The organism is Novosphingobium colocasiae (assembly GCF_014652555.1).
Lineage (GTDB): Bacteria > Pseudomonadota > Alphaproteobacteria > Sphingomonadales > Sphingomonadaceae > Novosphingobium > Novosphingobium colocasiae.
In genome coordinates, this window is sequence record NZ_BMZA01000002.1 from 332,485 (window position 1) to 351,842 (window position 19,358).

19 protein-coding genes are annotated in these 19,358 nt (G+C 65.6%); 12 read left to right on the forward strand and 7 right to left on the reverse strand.

Going from position 1 to position 19,358, the window contains the following annotated elements; genetic code table 11:
* The first annotated feature begins 14 nt into the window (after positions 1 to 14).
* From hemW to IE122_RS05395, 3 genes are read left to right on the forward strand one after another with little or no spacing between them, the layout of a single operon-like run.
* A complete protein-coding gene (hemW, locus tag IE122_RS05385; RefSeq protein WP_189620072.1) occupies positions 15 to 1,166 on the forward strand; it encodes a radical SAM family heme chaperone HemW in 1,152 nt (383 codons plus the stop codon).
* Entirely contained in the window at positions 1,163 to 2,080 is a 918-nt protein-coding gene (locus IE122_RS05390) for a tyrosine recombinase XerC (RefSeq protein ID WP_189620073.1), read from the forward strand. The genes hemW and IE122_RS05390 overlap by 4 nt, the downstream gene beginning before the upstream one ends.
* Entirely contained in the window at positions 2,077 to 2,589 is a 513-nt protein-coding gene (locus IE122_RS05395) for a glycine cleavage system transcriptional repressor (RefSeq protein WP_189620074.1), read from the forward strand. The genes IE122_RS05390 and IE122_RS05395 overlap by 4 nt, the downstream gene beginning before the upstream one ends.
* A gap of 156 nt (positions 2,590 to 2,745) precedes the next feature.
* Here the strand turns inward: IE122_RS05395 and gshB are convergent, their stop codons facing one another.
* Genes gshB through rsmI form a run of 3 tightly spaced genes read right to left on the reverse strand, consistent with a single transcriptional unit; the run spans position 2,746 to position 4,933 of the window.
* On the reverse strand, positions 2,746 to 3,726 hold the full coding sequence (gshB, locus tag IE122_RS05400) for a glutathione synthase (RefSeq protein ID WP_189620075.1): 981 nt from the start codon (positions 3,724 to 3,726) through the stop codon (positions 2,746 to 2,748).
* 26 nt (positions 3,727 to 3,752) lie between these two features.
* Positions 3,753 to 4,109 carry a YraN family protein gene (locus IE122_RS05405; RefSeq protein WP_189620076.1) on the reverse strand — a complete coding sequence of 119 codons (357 nt, stop codon included), beginning with the start codon at positions 4,107 to 4,109 and terminating at the stop codon, positions 3,753 to 3,755.
* Positions 4,106 to 4,933, reverse strand: coding sequence for a 16S rRNA (cytidine(1402)-2'-O)-methyltransferase (gene rsmI / locus IE122_RS05410; protein ID WP_189620077.1), 828 nt, complete (start codon positions 4,931 to 4,933; stop codon positions 4,106 to 4,108). Before rsmI ends, IE122_RS05405 begins: the two co-directional genes overlap by 4 nt.
* Before the next feature lie 38 nt (positions 4,934 to 4,971).
* On the opposite strand from rsmI, the gene IE122_RS05415 reads away from it, so the two are divergent.
* The 3 genes from IE122_RS05415 to IE122_RS18540 all read left to right on the forward strand — a co-directional run bounded on the left by IE122_RS05415 (position 4,972) and on the right by IE122_RS18540 (position 8,926).
* On the forward strand, positions 4,972 to 6,168 hold the full coding sequence (locus IE122_RS05415) for a penicillin-binding protein activator (RefSeq protein ID WP_229813783.1): 1,197 nt from the start codon (positions 4,972 to 4,974) through the stop codon (positions 6,166 to 6,168).
* 69 nt (positions 6,169 to 6,237) lie between these two features.
* Positions 6,238 to 8,247 (forward strand): DNA topoisomerase IV subunit B, encoded by a 2,010-nt coding sequence (parE, locus tag IE122_RS05420; RefSeq protein ID WP_189620078.1) that lies wholly within the window; start codon positions 6,238 to 6,240, stop codon positions 8,245 to 8,247.
* Positions 8,248 to 8,566: 319 nt separating this feature from the next.
* Positions 8,567 to 8,926 carry an energy transducer TonB gene (locus IE122_RS18540; protein ID WP_373299111.1) on the forward strand — a complete coding sequence of 120 codons (360 nt, stop codon included), beginning with the start codon at positions 8,567 to 8,569 and terminating at the stop codon, positions 8,924 to 8,926.
* Between the two features lie 13 nt (positions 8,927 to 8,939).
* Here IE122_RS18540 and IE122_RS05430 read toward each other — a convergent pair whose 3' ends face one another.
* Complete coding sequence (locus tag IE122_RS05430) at positions 8,940 to 10,130, reverse strand: glycosyltransferase family 87 protein (RefSeq protein ID WP_189620080.1); 1,191 nt, start codon at positions 10,128 to 10,130, stop codon at positions 8,940 to 8,942.
* 141 nt (positions 10,131 to 10,271) lie between these two features.
* Here IE122_RS05430 and IE122_RS05435 point away from each other — a divergent pair, with 141 nt between their 5' ends.
* The 3 genes from IE122_RS05435 (at position 10,272) to IE122_RS05445 (ending at position 12,781) form a co-directional block, all read left to right on the forward strand.
* Positions 10,272 to 11,117 carry an AAA family ATPase gene (locus IE122_RS05435; protein WP_189620081.1) on the forward strand — a complete coding sequence of 282 codons (846 nt, stop codon included), beginning with the start codon at positions 10,272 to 10,274 and terminating at the stop codon, positions 11,115 to 11,117.
* A gap of 7 nt (positions 11,118 to 11,124) precedes the next feature.
* Positions 11,125 to 11,556 carry a GFA family protein gene (locus IE122_RS05440; RefSeq protein WP_189620082.1) on the forward strand — a complete coding sequence of 144 codons (432 nt, stop codon included), beginning with the start codon at positions 11,125 to 11,127 and terminating at the stop codon, positions 11,554 to 11,556.
* 136 nt (positions 11,557 to 11,692) lie between these two features.
* Positions 11,693 to 12,781, forward strand: a complete 1,089-nt coding sequence (locus IE122_RS05445) for a P63C domain-containing protein (RefSeq protein ID WP_189620083.1) — start codon at positions 11,693 to 11,695, stop codon at positions 12,779 to 12,781.
* Between the two features lie 102 nt (positions 12,782 to 12,883).
* Here the strand turns inward: IE122_RS05445 and IE122_RS05450 are convergent, their stop codons facing one another.
* A complete protein-coding gene (locus IE122_RS05450; protein ID WP_189620084.1) occupies positions 12,884 to 13,759 on the reverse strand; it encodes a L,D-transpeptidase family protein in 876 nt (291 codons plus the stop codon).
* A 174-nt stretch (positions 13,760 to 13,933) separates the two neighbouring features.
* On the opposite strand from IE122_RS05450, the gene IE122_RS05455 reads away from it, so the two are divergent.
* Both IE122_RS05455 and ygiD read left to right on the forward strand, forming a co-directional pair.
* The gene (locus IE122_RS05455) at positions 13,934 to 15,115 is read left to right on the forward strand and encodes a vWA domain-containing protein (protein WP_189620085.1); all 1,182 of its coding nucleotides are present in this window, start codon (positions 13,934 to 13,936) and stop codon (positions 15,113 to 15,115) included.
* A gap of 69 nt (positions 15,116 to 15,184) precedes the next feature.
* On the forward strand, positions 15,185 to 15,997 hold the full coding sequence (gene ygiD / locus IE122_RS05460) for a 4,5-DOPA-extradiol-dioxygenase (RefSeq protein WP_189620086.1): 813 nt from the start codon (positions 15,185 to 15,187) through the stop codon (positions 15,995 to 15,997).
* Here the strand turns inward: ygiD and IE122_RS05465 are convergent.
* Positions 15,991 to 17,190 carry an exo-beta-N-acetylmuramidase NamZ family protein gene (locus tag IE122_RS05465; protein ID WP_189620087.1) on the reverse strand — a complete coding sequence of 400 codons (1,200 nt, stop codon included), beginning with the start codon at positions 17,188 to 17,190 and terminating at the stop codon, positions 15,991 to 15,993. The genes ygiD and IE122_RS05465 overlap by 7 nt on opposite strands.
* Positions 17,187 to 17,723 (reverse strand): DOMON-like domain-containing protein, encoded by a 537-nt coding sequence (locus tag IE122_RS05470; protein WP_189620088.1) that lies wholly within the window; start codon positions 17,721 to 17,723, stop codon positions 17,187 to 17,189. The genes IE122_RS05465 and IE122_RS05470 overlap by 4 nt, the downstream gene beginning before the upstream one ends.
* A gap of 326 nt (positions 17,724 to 18,049) precedes the next feature.
* On the opposite strand from IE122_RS05470, the gene tyrS reads away from it, so the two are divergent.
* Complete coding sequence (gene tyrS, locus IE122_RS05475) at positions 18,050 to 19,279, forward strand: tyrosine--tRNA ligase (RefSeq protein WP_189620089.1); 1,230 nt, start codon at positions 18,050 to 18,052, stop codon at positions 19,277 to 19,279.
* Positions 19,280 to 19,358 lie beyond the last annotated feature (79 nt).

Below are 19,358 nucleotides of genomic sequence, written 5' to 3' on the forward strand. Positions count from 1 at the left end.
GCCCCCCATGCAGCATGGCCCGCGCGCTCTACATCCACTGGCCGTTCTGTCTCGCCAAATGTCCCTACTGCGACTTCAACAGCCATGTCCGCGACCGGGTGGACATGGCGGCGATGGAAGCGGCGATGCTGGCGGACATGCGCCACGAACGGGCGATGGTGGAGGCAGAGCCGCTGGCCTCGATCTTCTTCGGCGGCGGCACCCCGTCGCTGATGCCCCCGGCGCTGGTCGGGCGGCTGCTGGCCGAGGCGGAACGGCTGTGGGGCTTCGCGCCGGGCATAGAGATCACGCTGGAAGGCAATCCTTCTTCGGTTGAGGCGGCGAACTATGCCGCGCTCGCTGATGCCGGGGTCAACCGCGTCAGCCTTGGCCTGCAGGCGCTCGACGATGAAACGCTACGTTTCCTCGGCCGCCTCCACGATGCGCGCGAAGGGCTGGCGGCGCTGGAGGTTGCCCAAAGGAACTTCGCGCGGGTCTCGTTCGACCTGATCTACGCCCGTCCGGGGCAGAGCCTGCAGCAGTGGGAGGCGGAGCTGACCCGCGCGCTGGCGTTCGGCACCGGCCACCTCTCGCTCTACCAGCTCACCATCGAGCCGGGCACCCGCTTCGAAACCATGGTAAGAAAAGGTGACTTCGCCCCGCTGGACGACGACGCCTGCGCCGACATGTTCGCGCTCACTCGGGCGATGACGGCGGCAGCCGGGTTGCCCGCCTATGAGATCAGCAACCATGCCCGGCCGGGCGAGGAGAGCCGCCACAACCTGACTTACTGGCGATATCAGGATTACTGCGGCATCGGCCCCGGAGCCCACGGCCGGCGTATGGCGGTTGCCACCGTGCGCCACCGCAAGCCGGAGAACTGGCTGGAAGCGGTTGGCCGTTGCGACAACGGCATCAGCGAAACCCGCGCCCTCGGCACACGCGAACAGGCCTCGGAAGCCATGCTGATGGGACTGCGGCTGGCGGAGGGGGTGGATCTGGAGCACACCGCTGCCCGCTTCGGGCTCACCCCTGCGGACCTGTGCCATGCCGACAAGGCTGCCTTCTATGCCGAACAGGGGCTGGTGCGACAGCAAGGCGCGCGACTGACGGTGACCGAACGCGGAATGAACCTGCTCGACGGGTTGCTGGGCGAACTGGTTCCGGCAGAGCTGGTCAGCCCGTGACCAAGGCCGATGTCCTCGAAGCATGGGGGCAGCATCTGACCCATGCGCGGCGGCGCAGCCCGCATACGGTGCGCGCCTATCTTGCCACGGCGGCGCGGCTGCTCGATGCCACGGCGGCACATGACTGGACGGTTCTAGCACGGCTCGACACCGCGGCGCTGCGCGCGCATCTTGGCGATCGCCGCGCCGATGGCCTTGCCAACACGTCGGCAGCGCGCGAATTGTCCGCGCTCAAGGGGTTCCTGACATTCGCGCGGGCGCAGGCGGGGCTGGGCGAAGGGGTAAAGCCGCGCATGCGTGGGCCCCGGATCAAAAAGGGCCTGCCGCGCCCGGTCACCCCCGACGAAGCGATCAACCTCGCGCAAACGGTAGACGACGATGCGGCTGAGGGCTGGATCGGCGCGCGCGATCGGGCGGTTTTGCTGCTGCTCTACGGGGCCGGGCTGCGGATTGCCGAGGCGCTGGCCCTCAGCGCCGCCGCGCTCTCGGCCGGGGACACTCTGCGCGTCACCGGCAAGGGCGGCAAGCAGCGCGTGGTGCCGCTGCTGCCGATCGTGCGCGCGGGAATGGCGGACTACGCCGCGCAGTGCCCTTGGCCGCTGCCGCCGGATCAGCCGCTGTTTCGCGGGGCCAAGGGTGGGCCGCTGTCTCCCGGCATGGTGCAGAAGGCAGTGGCCCGGGCGCGCGTGGCGCTGGGCCTGCCGCCTACTGCCACGCCGCACGCATTGCGCCACAGCTTCGCCACGCACCTCTTGGGCGCGGGTGCCGACCTGCGCAGCTTGCAGGAACTGCTCGGCCACGCCAGTCTCGGCTCGACCCAGATCTATACCAAGGTGGATGCCGCGCTGCTGCTGGACGTCTATCGCAACGCCCATCCCCGTGAGAACATGACCGCCAGAGAGGACCCGACATGACCACCCGCATCATCCTGACCATTGTCGGCAGCGATCGCCCCGGCCTGACGCAGGCGCTGGCCGAAGCGGTCCACGGGGCCGGCGGCAACTGGCTGGAAAGCCATCTGTCGCGCCTCGGCGGGCAATATGTCGGATCGGTGCTGGTGGAGCTGGCGGACGATGCCGTCAGCGGGCTGGAAGCCGCGGCACAGCGGATCGATCCGGCCGGGTTGCGGGTGGCGCTGGTGGCGGCGGGCGAAGGCGCGGCGGCACCGGCACGCGGGCTCGAAGTGGAACTGGTCGGGCAGGACCGCCCCGGCATCGTGCGCGAGGTGACCGGCGTGCTGGCAAGGCTGGGCGCGAACATCGAGGAATTCGATTCCACCGCCGAGATCGGATCATGGTCGGCCGAAAGCCTGTTCCGCGCCCGCGCCCGCATCACCCTTCCTGCTGATACCGATGCCGATCAGGTGCGCGATGCGCTGGAGGCGATCTCGGGCGAGATCATGGTCGATTTCAGCTTCGGCTGACGCTCCATAAGCTTGATCACGCAAGTCTCGCCCCGCCTTCTTCGTCTTTGCGAGCGACCGAAGGTCGCGCGGCAATCCAAGGCAGTTTAAACCGCCCTGGATTGCTTCACCCGCTGCGCGGTTTCGCAATGACGAGGGAAAGCCATAGGCCGCACCTCACCCCGCGATCATCGCCGCGTGGCGCACTTCGATCGCGTCCCAGATCATCGCTCCGGTGTCCGTGCCGTTGAAGCGATCGATGGCGACGATGCCGGTCGGCGAGGTGACGTTAATTTCGGTCAGCCACTCGCCGCCGATCACGTCGATCCCCACGAACACGAGGCCCCGCGCCTTCAGGTCCGGGCCGAGCGCGGCGCAGATTTCCTCTTCGCGCGCTGTCAGCCCGCAAGCCTCTGCCGAGCCGCCGACGGCCAGGTTGGACCGGAATTCGCCCTCACCCGGACGGCGGTTGATCGCGCCCGCGAATACGCCGTCGACCAGCACGATGCGCTTGTCGCCCTCGGCCACGTTCGGGAGGAACGGCTGGACCATGAACGGCTCGACCCAGGCGTTCTGGAACATCTCGACCAGCGCGCCGAGGTTGCTGCCGTCTGCCGGCACCCGGAACACTGCCTTGCCGCCGTTACCGTGCAGCGGCTTGACGACAAGATCGCCGGGATGGTCGAGATGGAAGCGCTTCACGTCCTCTATCCGCCGGGCGATGAAAGTGGGCGGCATGAACCGCGCATAGTCCAGCACCATGACCTTTTCGGGCGCGTTGCGCACCGCTGCCGGATCGTTGACCACCAGCGTCCGCCCAGCCAGCCGTTCGAGGAGGTGTGTGGCGGTGATGTAGCCCAGGTCGAACGGCGGGTCCTGCCGCATCAGCACCACGTCAATATCCTCGCCAAGGTCGATCAGCCGGTATTCGCCGCGCAGGTAATGGTTGCCTTCCACCCGCTGCACGGTGACCGGGGCACCCCAGCAGGTCAGCCGCCCGGCCGCGCCATGGCTGGCATCGTAGGCGAGCGTCCGGACATCGTAATGATACAGCTCGTGCCCGCGCGCCTGCGCCGCCAGCATCAGCGCGAAGGACGAATCGCCGGCAATCTTGATGGTTTCGAGCGGGTCCATCTGGACCGCGACGCGCAAGGACATGAAAACTCCCGGGAGAAACGTGCAGATCAGGCCATCGAGGCGTTGACGATGTGGCGTGGCCAGCGCCCCGGCGCAAGAAGCAAGACATCGACGCGCACGGTATCGCCCTGCCGCAGGTAGCGCGGAGCCAGCGCTTCAGCCGCGCCGACCACCCGCCGCAGGCGAAAGGCATCGATCGCCTGACCCAGGTCGGCCATGTCCCTGCGCCACTTCACTTCGACGAAGGCCACCGTGCGCCAGCGCCGGACGATCAGGTCCACCTCGCCCCGCGCGCAGCGCACCCGGCGATCGAGCACGCGCCAGCCGTGGAGCCGCAGGTACCAGGCGGCGATCGCCTCGCTGCGCCGTCCCTTGCGTTCCGCGCCGCGCCGTCGCTCGCTCACTTCAGTTCCAACGCCCGGGCATAGAGCACCTTGCGGTCAAGCCCCGTCGCGCGAGCGACTGCCGCCGCCGCCTGCGAGGCCTTGGACGTTTGCAGTTCGGCCCGCAGCAGGGCATCGGCATCGATCTCTCCCGTCGGCGCAGCCACCGGCGGGCCGATGACCAGCACGATTTCCCCCTTGGGCGGATGGGCGCGATAATGGTCGATCAGGTCCGCCGGAGAACCGGGCCGGCATTCCTCGAACTTCTTCGTCAGTTCGCGCGCCACCGCCACCTGCCGGCCGGGCAGCACAGCGGCAACCGCCTCCAGCGCCGCTTCGAGACGCGGGGCGGTCTCGTAGAACACCAGCGTCGCCGGAACCGCCGCCAGTTCGCGCAAGGTGTCTTCGCGCGCCTTGGCCTTGTTAGGCAGGAACCCGGCGAACAGGAACCGGTCGCTCGGCAGGCCGGACAGCGTGATCGCCACGATCGCCGCGCTGGGCCCCGGCAGGCTGGTCACGGCGATGCCCCGCTCCTTCGCCTCGCGCACCAGGCGGTAACCGGGGTCGGAAATCAGCGGCGTGCCGGCATCGCTGACCAGGGCTACCGGCTCCACCGCCATCAGCCCCAGCAACCGTTCGCGCTCCGCCTCACCGGCGTGATCGTCATACCGCAGCATCCGCCCGGAGATGCCGAGGTGGTGCAGCAGCCGCCCCGTCACACGCGTATCTTCGCAGGCAATGGTGCTCACGCCGCGCAGCACATCGACCGCACGCAACGTGATATCGCCCAGGTTGCCAATGGGGGTGGCCACTATATAGAGGCCCGGCAATAGCTTTTGATCCATACCGGGATTCATGGCCAACCAATGCGGGAGCGGCAAGCATGTTCGGCGCAAGCACGTTCGGCGGGGTGATGAACACCCGGCTCAATCGACGCAATCTGGTAGCCACGCTGACGCTGTCGTTGCTGGGTGCCTGCTCTGTGGTTCCCAAGACCACCACCACGGCCCCGCCGCCGCCGCCCAAGCCCGTCGAAACCAACGTCATCGCCAGCGACACCACGCGGCACCGCATCGCGCTGCTGGTGCCGACCAGCGGCAAGGGCGGCGATGCCGGCCAGTCGATCGCCAATGCCGCCAACATGGCGCTGCTCGACACTTCGGCCGGAAATCTGCGAATCAGCATTTACGATACGTCGGCCGGGGCCGGTGCAGCGGCCAAGCGCGCGATTGCCGATGGCAACCGGCTGATCCTTGGCCCGCTCCTCGCCGATGACGTGCCCGCCGTTTCCGCAGAGGCACGGCCTGCCGGCGTCCCGGTGATCTCGTTCTCCAACGACGAGGAAGCCGCCGGCGGCAAGGGCGTCTTCGTGATGGGCAACCTGCCCGGCCAGTCGATCTCGCGCACTGTCAGCTACGCCCGCTCGCGCGGGGTCAGTTCGTTCGCCGCGCTCGTCCCCCGGGGCGAATACGGCGATCGGGTCAGCAGCGCCTTTCTCCAGGTCGCCCGCCGCGAAGGCGGCACCGTGGTGGCGATGGAGCCTTATGACCGCTCTACCGGCTCGATCGGTTCCGCCGTGGCCCGGGTAAAGGCCAAGGGCGGCTTCGATGCGCTGCTGATCGCCGATAGCGGCAGCCTCTCGGCCAAGGCCGCGGCGACTTACCGGGCCGGCGGCGGCACCGCCCGGCTGCTCGGCACCGAACTGTGGAGCGGCGAGCGCGAGCTGACCGCCACGCCGGCCCTTTCCGGCGCGTGGTTCGCCACCGTTTCCGACCAGCGCTTCGGCCGCTTCGCCACGAGCTATCGCACCCGCTTCGGCGCGCAGCCGTTCCGCATCGCCACACTCGGCTATGACGCGGTACTGCTCACCCTGCGCGTCGCCCGCGACTGGAAGCCGGGCACCCGCTTCCCGATTGACAGCCTGACCGACAGCAGCGCTTTCCCCGAAGGCTTCCTGGGCGTGGACGGTGCGTTCCGCTTCACCAAGGGCGGTCTGATCGAACGCGCGCTCGAAGTGCGCGAGGTGCGCAAGGGCACGGTCGCCACCGTCAGCCCGGCACCCGCCACCGTCGCGCCCTGAGGCGATACTGCGGATAAGCGCAAAGACCCAGCTTGATCGCGGATTCGCGCGCGGCCTATAGTCAGCCCCATGGCCGACGATCTGTTTGACAAGCTCCCGACAAGCGCCGGGGAAACCTATGATGGTTCCGCGATCGAGGTGCTGGAGGGCCTTGAGCCCGTCCGCCGCCGTCCGGGCATGTATATCGGCGGCACCGACGAACGCGCGCTGCACCACCTGGCCGCCGAAGTGCTCGACAATGCGATGGACGAAGCGGTGGCCGGCCACGCCAACCGCATCGAGGTGACGCTGGACGACGAGCCCGGCACCGCCGGACGGCTGACGATTACGGACAACGGGCGCGGCATCCCGGTGGACGAACATCCTAAGTATCCGGGCAAGTCGGCGCTGGAAGTGATCCTCTCCACGCTGCATTCGGGCGGCAAGTTTTCGGGCAAGGCCTATGCCACCTCGGGCGGCCTTCACGGCGTCGGCATCTCGGTGGTCAACGCGCTTTCGCTCAAGACGCGGGTCGAAGTGGCGCGCAACAAGGAACTGTTCGCACAGGAATTCTCGCGCGGGGTGACGCTGGGGCCGTTGCAACGGGTGGGCGCTGCCCCCAACCGGCGCGGCACGGCGGTGATCTTCACCCCCGATACCGAGATTTTCGGCGATCAGAAGTTCAGGCCCTCGCGACTGTTCAAGCTGGTGCGGTCGAAGGCCTATCTGTTCGCCGGGGTGGAAATCCGCTGGAAATGCTCGGCCTCGCTGGTGAGCGACGATGTGCCGGCCGAAGCGGTGTTCCAGTTCCCCGGCGGTCTGGCCGATCACCTCTCCGAACAGATCGGCGGGCGCGAATGCGTGACCAGCCAGATGTTTGCCGGACGGCAGGATTTCCCGCGCGGCGATGACGGTTCCGAACAGGGCCGGGTGGAGTGGGCGATCGCCTGGCCGCTGTGGTCCGACGGGGCCTATTCCTATTACTGCAACACCATCCCGACGCCGGATGGCGGCACGCACGAACAGGGGCTGCGCGCCGCGTTGACGCGCGGGATGCGGGCGTTTGCGGAACTGGTGGGTCAGGGCAAGAAAGCCAAGGACCTGACTCCCGATGATGTGGTGACGGGCAGCGAGGTCATGCTCTCGGTGTTCATCCGCGATCCGCAATTCCAGAGCCAGACCAAGGACCGCCTGACCAGCGCCGAGGCGGCACGGCTGGTCGAGAACGCGGTGCGCGATCACTTCGACCATTTCCTCACCGACAATCTCGATCGCGGCAAGGCGCTGCTCGGGTCGATCCTCGAACGCATGGACGAACGCCTGCGCCGCAAGGCCGAGCGCGAGGTCAAGCGCAAGACCGCGACGAACGCCAAGAAGGTACGCCTGCCGGGCAAGCTGACCGATTGCTCCGGCGAAGGCAGCGGCGAGACCGAACTGTTCATCGTCGAAGGCGATAGCGCGGGCGGGAGCGCCAAGCAGGCGCGTGACCGCAAGACGCAGGCGATCCTGCCGATCCGCGGCAAGATCCTCAACGTCGCCAGCGCCACGGCGGACAAGATCCGCGCCAACCAGGAAATCGCCGATCTCGGCCTCGCGCTCGGCTGCGGCACCCGCAAGGACTGCAACCCCGATGCGCTGCGCTACGATCGAATCGTCATCATGACCGATGCCGACGTGGACGGCGCGCATATCGCCACGCTGCTGATGACGTTCTTCTTCCAGGAGATGCCCGAAGTGGTGCGGCGCGGGCACCTCTACCTCGCGCAGCCGCCGCTCTATCGCCTGACGCACGGAGCCAGATCCGCCTACGCCCGCGACGATGCTCACCGCGCCGAGTTGGAAGAGACCGCGTTCAAGGGCAAGAAGGTCGATGTCTCGCGCTTCAAGGGTCTGGGCGAGATGAACCCGCAGCAGTTGCGCGAAACCACCATGGCCCCGGCCTCACGATCGCTGATCCGGGTGACGCTGCCGCAGGAAAACGAGGAGCGCTTCGCCGTGAAGGAACTCGTCGACCGCCTGATGGGCCGCGACCCCGCCCCACGCTTCCAGTTCATCCAGAACCGCGCGGGCGAAGTGGATCGGGATTTGATCGATGCGTGAGGTGTCATTGATTTGGATTTTCACCGCCTCAACGATTTTCTCAGCGTCGGCCCGCGCTTCCGAATTATCGCAATCCGTTCATCCCGAGATTGAATCCTCAACCTCCTCAAGCGCTGAATTGGTCGTGTTCGGTGACGCAGGTGTTCCGGATGGAACGGCACTGAAAAGAAATTTGTATTTTACAAAGGTTCTCGCCTATGTAGACGGGTCAGGCAGAGCCACAGACTGTACAATATCTCATCCCAGTGGCTCTAGCGATGCGGATAGTTATGCTTGCGCCCGGATTATGAAAAGTTTGTTTATTCCATCCGCAAGTGTGATGCCCGCCAATTTTATCCATTGGTCCGGATGGATCGCTTCCCGAACGAACGTGTTGGGCTCAAATTCTTGGGGCTTGGAGCCATCGTCCCATACTTGGTCCCAACAAATTAAAGCAAAATATCCAAAGAATGCGAGACGCGTTAACGCTGAGGGTCGGACGGCGGTTAGCACAGTCGTTTCTCGTTATGGGAGACTTCTAACCTGTGAGGTAAAATCCTCGTCCGGTTCGGAAGAGCTAGATGACACGACCTGCATTCGGTTTTTGAAGTACGCGCAGTTCAATCCCGCTCGAGACGATGCGGGTATAGCTGTTGAAGGAAGTTACTCCGGTGCAGTCGTTTGGAAACTGCCGTTCTAACTTTTTTTCAGGCTCATAGGGAGTTAAGTCTACCACTAAGCCGCCGCGCCACCACCACAAACAGCCCCGCCAGCACCAGCGGCATGATCGGCAGCCCTACATTCAGTGCCAGTGGCCGGGCAAAGGCCGGAGCGATGAATGCGGTGGCCAGTGCCAGTTTCTCCCAGTCCCGCCAACCTGACCGCAGCCCCTCGCCCGCCAGCCACAGCAGCGGCGCGGCGAGCAGGACCATGTCGTAATCGAGCACGAACGGCGTCGCCAGCGGCGCGCCCGCCAGCACCAGTGCGGCAAGCCCCGGCGTCCAGCCCCGCCGCCGCGCGATAACCGCCACGGTGGCGGCAACCGCCAGCGTCACCAGCCCCTGCACCGCATAAGCCAGCGCGACCGGCGCGCCAATCAGGCGCAGCGCGGCGAACGGGCTGACCATCTTGCCATAATCGACCGCGCCTTGCGCCATCGCCGCTTGCGCCCGGCCGCTGGCGGCAATCCAGTCCGGCCAGAACTGCGGGCCGAATGCCAGCGCCGCTGCCAGTGCCAGCGCCAGCGCGGTGACGGCCGCCGCCGCGAGCGTGCGCCATTCGCGCGCACCGATCAGCGCGATCGGAACCAGCAGGCCGAACTGCGGCTTGATCGTGGCCAGCCCCAGCAAGGCTCCGGCCAGCGCCGGGCGACCGGGCACCAGCAGCAACCCCAGCCCCAGCAGCGCGGCGACGAGAAAGCTGGTCTGGCCATGCGTGATGACGATCGGGACGGCCGGGAATGCGAGCGCCAGCAGCAACCCGCCCGATACGCCGCAAGCCCGCGCCCAGGCCCGCGCCACCGCGAACCAGGCAGCGCCGGTCGCGCCGAGCCACGCCGCCAGCGCCGCGAAGTAGGGCAGCAACCCCAGCGGCCAGCAGAACGGCAGGAACGCAGGCGGATAAAAGAACGCGGTGAACCCGTCGGACGATGCGAAGAACTGGCGCTGGGCGGCGATGTGGGCGGCAGCGTCATACGGATTGCTGCCCGCCAGCAGCATGCGCCCGGTGGTCCAGAAACTCAGGAAATCGCTGCCCAGCAGGAAGCCGTTGGCATCGATCCCCTGATGCGATGTCGCCAGCAGCCAGCCCAGCATCGCCAGGTTCATCACCGCCAGCAGCCGCAGATAGCCCTGCGCGCGGCCTGCGCCCAGCCAGTTCATCTGTCGCAAGAACGCCGCCCCCATGACCTCGCGTTGTGCCCGCCCTGCCCCCGCTTGTCCATGCGCCGGCCGCGCGGGGCGGTGGAAATGCGCTTGCCTTGCTGCGCTGCAAAACCTACGTCCCTCGGCAAACCCAACGGGCAGTGGACCAAGGCGGACAAGAGCATGCAGCGTTTCGAAGGTACCAGCAACTACGTCGCCACCGAGGATCTGAAGGTCGCCGTCAACGCCGCCGTGCTGCTGCGCCGCCCGCTGCTGGTGAAGGGCGAGCCGGGCACCGGCAAGACGGTGCTGGCCGAACAGATCGCCGAGGCGCTGGGCGCGCCGCTTATCACGTGGAACGTCAAGTCCACCACCCGCGCCCATCAGGGGCTGTACGAGTATGACGCCGTGGCTCGCCTGCGCGACGGCCAGCTTGGCGACGAGCGGGTGCACGATATTTCCAACTACATCCGCAAGGGCAAGCTGTGGGAAGCGTTCACCAGCCCGGTGCTGCCGGTGCTGCTGATCGACGAGATCGACAAGGCCGATATCGAATTCCCGAACGACCTCCTCGCCGAACTCGATCGCATGGCCTTCGACGTCTATGAAACCGGCGAACATGTTGCCGCCGTCGAACGCCCGATCGTCGTCATCACCTCGAACAACGAGAAGGAACTGCCCGACGCATTCCTGCGCCGCTGCTTCTTCCACTACATCAAGTTCCCCGATCGCGAGACGATGGAAGAGATCATCGACGTCCACTTCCCCGGCATCCAGAAGACGCTGGTGAGGAAGGCGATGGAAGTGTTCTACGAACTGCGCGAAGTGCCCGGGCTCAAGAAAAAGCCCAGCACCAGCGAACTGCTCGACTGGCTCAAGCTGCTGCTGAACGAGGACATGCCGCTCGACGTCCTGCAGAACCAGGACCCGACGAAGGCGATCCCTCCCCTTCACGGCGCGCTGCTCAAGAACGAACAGGACGTGATGCTGTTCGAACGCCTGGCGTTCATGTCCCGTCGGGGGCAGTAGGTCCGCCATGACCGCTCCCTATCACGGCCGCTGCAACTGCGGCGCGGTCACGGCGACGTTTTCGGCGGAACCGGTATGGGTGCGCCAGTGCTGGTGCCGCCAGTGCCAGAAGAGCGCGGCGGGCAGTTGCACGACCAATGCGCTGTTCCTCACCGACAGCTTCACGCTATCGGGCGATCTGCGCTGGTTCAGCTATGAGGCGGACAGCGGCAACGGCGTCGAACAGGGCTTCTGCGCGAGCTGCGGCACCCCCGTGATCGGCCGCAACACGGCGCGCCGGCATGCCTGCGTCATCCGGCTGGGGTTCATTGAGCCCCCGCACGATCTGGCACCCACCAGCGCGATCTGGCTGGACGATGCCCCGGACTGGGCGGTGATCGACCCGGCGCTGCAACGGTTCGCCCGACAACCGCCGCCTCCGCCGGAAACGCCCGCCTGATTTCTAGCAAAGTTGGAGAAAAGCTCTCTCCCCACCCCCAGTGCGACGCAACCAGCGGTCGAACCGTGGGAAAACGAAATAACGGCTTTCAAAAACCGATAATTTCGTTATTTCGATTTTCGTTAGGAGATTCGGAATGACGAACGCAGCCCAGAATATCATCGCGAAATTTGGAGGCCAATCGGCTTTGGCCGATGCGTTGGGCACCAAACAGAGTACAGTCCAGCACTGGGCAAAAACTGGCACTATCCCCGCTAAATGGCATAGCGCAATTGCTTCCCGGGCCGTTGATCGCGGGGTTAGCGTCTCGCCCGGCGAGTTTTCACCGATGACAACAGCGCAAGCTACTGCTGTAGCGGTTGCTCCTGTTGCGCAGTGGCCCGGCAACCTCGTCGTCGGCGACGACGAGTTGCCCTGTTACGTTTTGGAGGACGGAAGAAGCGTCATCACACGGACCGGCGGTCTGAACTTCCTTACCGGTGGCAAAGGTGGCGGCAACTTGGAAAGCTATCTCCGGGTACAGGTGTTGCAGCCGTTCCTTCCTGCCGATTTGGATGGCCAGTTTTTTGACATCACGATCCCCCAAGTCGTGAACAAGAATGTGCAGGCCATGTCGGCATCAGCATTCATTGATATTTGTCGCGCTTATTCGCGCGCGCGTGACACTGGCGCACTTACTTCTGAGTCTCAGGTGAGTATCGCGATCCGCGCCGCAGCACTGATGGCTGCGTTCGCGAAGGCGGGCATCGAGTCGGCTATTCACGAAGCGACCGGATACCAATTCGAACGTGCGCCTGACGCACTGCGAACCAAGCTCAAGCTTTTTCTAGAAGAAGAAATGCGGCCGTGGGAAAAGACGTTTCCGGACGAGTTGTGGGTGCAATTTGGTCGCCTCACCAACTGGCGTGGCCCCATACATTCTCGTCCCAAATACTGGGGAAAGCTCGTGAACGAACTTGTCTACGGTTATTTGGACGGCGACGTGATGACTTGGTTGAAGGAGAATGCACCGGCACCCCGTGGTGGACAGAACTACCATCAGTGGCTCAGTGCTCAGTTCGGCCTTCGCAAATTGGTCGAACATATCTGGATGCTGATCGGAATGGCATCGGCCTGCCGCGACATGGCCGATCTCCGACAAAGGATGGCCGAAAAGTTCGGTCGAGAAAAGGTCCAGTTTATCATGTATCTGCCGCCGGTCGGCCCAGGTGGAAGAGGTAAATGATCCAGAAGCACGGGGAATTGCGATACCAGTTTATTAAACGCACAAATTGCCGGCCCGCGCTATCGGGCAATTTGGACCAAGCCTCAGCCCAGCAAACCCACATCACCCCACATTAAAGCAATCCTCCCCGGCCCGCCGCAGCGATGAGCAGAACGCGAAGGCATCCGGGGCGCTGGCGCGCAGGCGGTAGAAGCGGCGGGAGCCGACTATGGCGGGCACCACCTGCTTTTCGAAATCGCCCAGCGCGGGATGCTGGCTGATCAGCGAGGCCCAGTGCGCGTCGGCCTCTGCCGGGGAGACGGCGGCGGCGAGCTGGATGGTCTGGGTCGGGCCCACGGCACGCGGCGGCGGGGCATAGACCGGGGCTGGGACCGGGGCTGGGACCTGAGCTTGCGCGAGCTGGGGCCTCACCGGGGTCCGGAACGGCACCGCCGGTTGCGGAACCGGCGTGTTGAGCGCCAGCGTCCCCGCGTCCATATGCGAGAAGACCGGCTCGTTCGTGACGACCACGGTCGTCGTGCTGGCGCGGGTCAGGCCGTAGAGCGCGCGGGCGAAGGCCAGCGGCAGGCGGATGCAGCCGTGCGATGCGGGATAGCCCGGCAGGTGGCCGGCATGGATGGCGACGCCGCGCCACGTCAGCCGCTGCATATAGGGCATCGGCGCGTTGCTGTAGAGGTTGGAACGGTGCCGCACCGCCTTCTGGAGGATGGGGAACACGCCGGCCGGGGTCGAATGGCCGCGCCGCCCGGTCGAAACCGGAGAGGTCTGCCAGGGCTGGCCGTCCTTGAACACGAACATCCGCTGCGATGCCTTGCTGACGACGATCAGCACGCCCGACTGCATGACGTCAGCCACCGCCGGCGGCTGCGTGGCAACCAGCGGATAGCCGCCTTCGGCAATCGCCTGCTCTGGCGAAGCCAGGATGATCGCCATCAGCAGGAGCATCGAAGCGCCAAGGGCGCAGGCCAAGCGAATCATCGCGGGTCGCCTCGTTAACCAATCGTGTTAACGATTATCCGCCCCGCGCCCGCGCTCAACCGATTTCTTTGCAGCCGGCGGCCCGCCCGGCACCGAACAAAGCGGGCCAGTGCCCCTTGCGTGCCCGCTCCCTCCCCATCTATCAAGGCTTTGGACCTACAGGAGCCTGGCCGAGTGCTGTTGAATTTTGTCGATGAATTGCGCGCCGCCGGGATCAAGGCATCGCTCAAGGAGCATCTCGTCCTGCTCGAAGCGCTCGATCGCGAGGTGATCGAGCAGACCCCTGAAGCGTTCTACTACCTGTCGCGCGCCACGTTCGTGAAGGACGAAGGGCTGCTCGACCGGTTCGACCAAGTGTTCCAGAAGGTCTTCAAGGGGCTGTTCACCGATTACGGCCAGAACCCGGTCGATGTGCCCGAGGATTGGCTCAAGGCGATCGCCGAGAAGTTCCTTTCGCCCGAGGAGATGGAGCAGATCAAGTCGCTCGGCGATTGGGACACCATCATGGAGACGCTCAAACAGCGGCTCGAAGAGCAGCAGGGCCGGCACCAGGGCGGCAACAAGTGGATCGGCACCGGCGGGACCAGCCCCTTCGGCAATGGCGGCTATAACCCCGAAGGCGTGCGAATCGGCGGGGAAAGCCGGCACAAGCGGGCGATCAAGGTCTGGGAGAAGCGCGAATTCGCCAATCTCGACAACACCCGCGAACTGGGCACGCGCAACATCAAGATCGCGCTGCGCCGCCTGCGCCGGTTCGCACGCGAGGGCGCGGCCGACGAGCTAGACCTTGACGAGACGATCCGGGGCACCGCCAAGCAGGGGTGGCTCGATATCCGCATGCGGCCCGAGCGGCACAATGCCGTGAAGGTGCTGCTTTTCCTCGATGTCGGCGGATCGATGGACCCTTATATCAAGCTGGTCGAGGAACTGTTCAGCGCGGCGACGGCGGAGTTCAAGAACCTCGAATTCTTCTACTTCCACAATTGCCTGTACGAGGGCGTATGGAAGGAGAACAAGCGCCGCTGGTCCGATCGCACATCGACCTGGGACATCCTCCACAAGTACGGGCACGACTACAAGGTGCTGTTCGTTGGCGATGCCTCGATGAGCCCTTACGAGATCACTCACAAGGGCGGGTCGGTGGAGCACATGAACGAGGAAGCCGGGGGCATCTGGATGCGCCGGGTGGTGGAAACCTATCCGGCAACGGTCTGGCTCAACCCCACGCCGGAACGGACCTGGGACTATTCGCAATCGACCAAGATGATGCGCGAGCTGGTCAACGGGCAGATGTATGGCCTGACCCTCGAAGGACTGGACGCGGCGATGCGCGAGCTGACGCGCAAGAAAAACTGATCGTCGCCCGCGCAAAGCTATCGCGCCGGCCCGCTTGCGCACCGCGCGGTTGACCCCATTTATGCCGTTATGACCCAGACTATGCCCGCCCTGTTCATCGGCCACGGTTCGCCGATGACGGTGATTACCGACAATCCTGAACGCCGGTTCCTTGAAGGTCTGGGATCACGGCTGTCGCGGCCCGAGGCGATCCTGTGCGTCACGGCGCATTGGGAGACCCGCGACGCGGTCCATCTGACGGATGGCGACGCGCCGCGCACCATACACGACTTTCGCGGCTTTCCGCGTGAACTGTACGAGATCAGCTATCCGGCCGCGAACGCGACGAAGCTGCAGGACCGCATCGAGGCGCTGGCAGGCCCTGCCCGGATCACGCGCGACAGGACCTGGGGATTCGACCACGGGGTGTGGGGCGTGCTGCGGCCGATGTTTCCGGCGGCGGACATCCCGGTCCTGGCGATGAGCCTCGACCGCGCGTTGACGGCGCAGGATCACCTCGCCCTGGCCGCCCGCCTCGCGCCGTTGCGTCGCGAAGGCGTGATGATCGTCGGCAGCGGCAATGTGGTGCACAATCTGGCCTTGTGGCGGGAAAGCGCGGGCACCGTGCCCGGATGGGCGCGATCACTGCAGGACCGCATCACCGCCGCCATGCAGGCCGGCGATCTCGATGCCCTGTCGCGCTTCGAGGCGGACGACGAGGCATCGCAACGGGCGATCAACAGCGCCGAGCATTACCTGCCCCTGCTCTACATCGCCGGTGCGCGCCTGCCCGAAGATGACGTGGGCGTCTTCAACGACAGCATCGATGGTGCGCTGTCGATGACCTCGTACCTGCTGGGCGATCCTGCGGTTCTTGCACAGGGGCCCGCTCCAGCTCAGTAAAGCAGGATATCCGCCACCTCAGCCCGCCATGCCGCCTCGTCGTTGGCGGCGATGGCTTCCAGGTCGCCGGGCAGCGCGGCGCGATCGTCGACCCATTCGCGCAAGGCCGGACCGCCGTTGATGACATCGATGGCCAGGCGATCGAACTCGTACTCATAGGGAAAATCACGCCAGATCGGGTAATCCGCCGCGAGGTTGCGGATCGCCTTGAAGGCCAGCGCCTGCAATCGCCAGGGGCGAAAAGCCTCGTGATCGTAGAACGGCCCCTCGGCGTGGACCATCAGCCCCGAGCACAGCTTGCCCTGATGCTTGTGAAACGTCGGCTCGAACCAGCATTCGCGCAAGGCGCAGCCGGCGAGCCACTGCGGAGCCAGGCGTTCCATCTCTGCCCGCACCGCCCGCGCGTCCACATCCGGCGCGCCGAACAGCACTTCGAGCGGGCGGGTGGTGCCGCGCCCTTCGGACAGCGTGGTCCCTTCCAGCATCACCGTCCCGGCATAGACGCGGGCCATGTTGAGGTTGGCGGCATTCGGGCTGGGGTTGATCCAGATACGGTCCTGCGGCCACCCGAAGCCGGGGCCTGCGTCCGGCTGCCAGCCTTCCATGGCGATCACCCGGTAATCGATGTCGATGCCGTGATGGCGGACGAACCACTGGCCCATCTCGCCCAGGGTCAGGCCGTGGCGCATCGGCATCGGCCCCGCGCCGACGAAGCTTTCCTGCCCGACCAGCAGCGTCGTCCCTTCGACCGGCCGTCCGGCGGAGTTCGGCCGGTCCAGCACCCACACCGCCTTGCCCTGCGCCGCCGCCGCCTCGATCAGATAGAGCAGCGTGGTGACGAAGGTGTAGATGCGACAGCCGAGGTCCTGGAGATCGAACAGGAAGACATCGGCGGTATCGATCATCGCCGCGCTTGGCCGCCGGACTTCGCCGTAAAGGCTGAAGACCGGGATGCCGTATTGCGGATCGCGTTCGTCCGCCGTTTCGACCATGTTGTCCTGCTTGTCGCCCTTGAGGCCATGCTGGGGGCCGAACGCGCTCGTCACGTTGACGCCGGCGGCGATCAACGCGTCGAGCGAGTGGACCAGCCCTTCCGTCAGCGAAGCCGGATGAGCGACAAGCGCGACACGCCGACCTTCGAGCGGTTTGCGCAGGGCGGGGTCCGCCAGCAGGCGATCGATACCGAATTTCATGGCTTGCCGGGTGCCGCAAGCGCTTCGAGGAAGCAAGCCGGATCGTGGAAATCGGGCGCATCGCCGCCGTGGGCCAGCGCCCAGTAGCTTTTCACCCCGCCCTGCTCCTCGATCACCGCCGTCAGCGCGATCCGGGCGGGCAGCGGCGGCAACCCGGCGGCAGGGATGGCGACATCGAAGATCGCCAGATCGCTGCCGAGCCGCAGCGTGCATTGCGGCTCGTGCGGCATCGGCCATTCGCGCATGCCTTCGCGCCGCGAGTCGAAGGCGTAGGCATTCCAGCGCTCGGACGGCGAAAGGTTGAACTCGACGTAGCCGGGCCCGGCCTCTGGCTGGATGAACAGCTCGAAACAGGTGGTCTGCCACAGGCCGTCCGCCCGCCCCTTGCCGGCAAAGGCCGGAACCCCCAGCGCCCCCGCCCCCTCCACCCGCCAGCGAAGCCGCAACCACCGGGCATCGCGCCCGGTGATGCGCGATCCGATGCGGCGGACTTGCTTGGGCGGGTGGGCGGGGTGGGGGATGAGTTCGGTCATGCGGCGTACTGTGGCGACGGTTGGCGATGGCGGCAACAAGGTGGATCGTGGAAAAAGGAAGAGGGGTTCGCACAGAGGCGCAGAGGCGCAAAGGTCTCGCTCGGCGCCGCAGGCGATTCTCCCTGCTTCCACGTTGCGGCAAACGCAGCGTGGACAGAGAGTGGCGGCGTTGCCGCGAGCACAACATCTTTGCGCCTCTGCGCCTCTGCGTGAACCATTCCTTTCCTGACCCGCGATGGCATCCCACGCCCTCGCCCACCCCTTTGTTTCGCAAGGCCCGCGTGCTAGGCGCGCCGCTCGTTCAGTTCCTTAGCGAAGCCATAGCCATGACTTACACCTCCGATCTGCTCCGCCTGCTCGAACAGCGCGGCTACATCCACCAGATGACCGATGCGCAGGGGCTCGATGCCCTCGCCGCGCGGCAGATCGTTCCCGGCTATATTGGTTTCGACGCGACCGCGCCCTCGCTCCACATCGGCAGTCTGGTGCAGATCATGATGCTGCGCCGGCTCCAGCAGGCGGGGCACAAGCCGATCGTGCTGATGGGCGGTGGCACCACCCGCATCGGCGATCCGACCGGGCGCGACGAGAGCCGCAAGATGCTGTCCGACCAAACGATTGAAGACAACATTGCCTCGATCCGCACGATCTTCTCGCGCCTGCTGACCTTCGGCGATGGCCCGACCGATGCGGTGATGGTCAACAACCAGGACTGGCTGGGCCAGCTTGGCTACATCCAGCTTCTGCAGGAAGTGGGCACCCACTTCACCGTCAACCGCATGCTCAGCTTCGATTCGGTGCGCCTGCGCCTGGAACGCGAACAGCCGATGACGTTCCTCGAATTCAACTACATGATCCTGCAGGGCTATGACTTCCGCCACTTGGCGAAGGACATGGGCGTGGCGCTGCAGATGGGCGGTTCGGACCAGTGGGGCAACATCGTCAACGGGGTCGAGCTGACCCGGCGCATGGACCAGAAGGAGGTCTTCGGCCTCACCACCCCGCTGCTGACCACCGCCAGCGGGGCGAAGATGGGCAAGACCGCTGCCGGGGCGGTCTGGCTCAACGAGGACCAGCTTCCCGCCTATGATTTCTGGCAGTACTGGCGCAATTGCGACGATGCCGACGTCGGCAGGTTCCTGCGCCTGTTCACCGACCTGCCGCTGGACGAGATCGCCCGCCTCGAAGCGCTGCCGGGGGCCGAGATCAATGCCGCCAAGGTGGTGCTGGCCAACGAAGTGACCGCGCTGTGCCGGGGTGCCGATGCCGCCCGCACCGCCGAGGCGACGGCGTCCGCCACCTTCGCCGCCGGTGGCCTTGGCGAGGATCTGCCGGTGCTGGATGTGCCCTCCGAAGGCGTTCGGCTGGGGGCGGCCTGCACCGCGCTCGGCTTCACCGCTTCAAACGGGGAAGCCAAGCGCAAGGTCGTGGAAGGCGCGGTTCGGCTGGACGATGCGGTGATGGACGATGCCGGCCTGCTGATAAATCTTGCCCCCGGAGAAACCCGCAAGCTGGCGGTCGGCAAGAAAAAGATCGGCGTTCTCAAAGGCATCTGACGGCAAAGGTTTGCTGATCCGGGCGGCAAAACGCTGCCGGGTTTACCGTTTCTTGGGGATTGTGGTGCAGTTTGTGCCT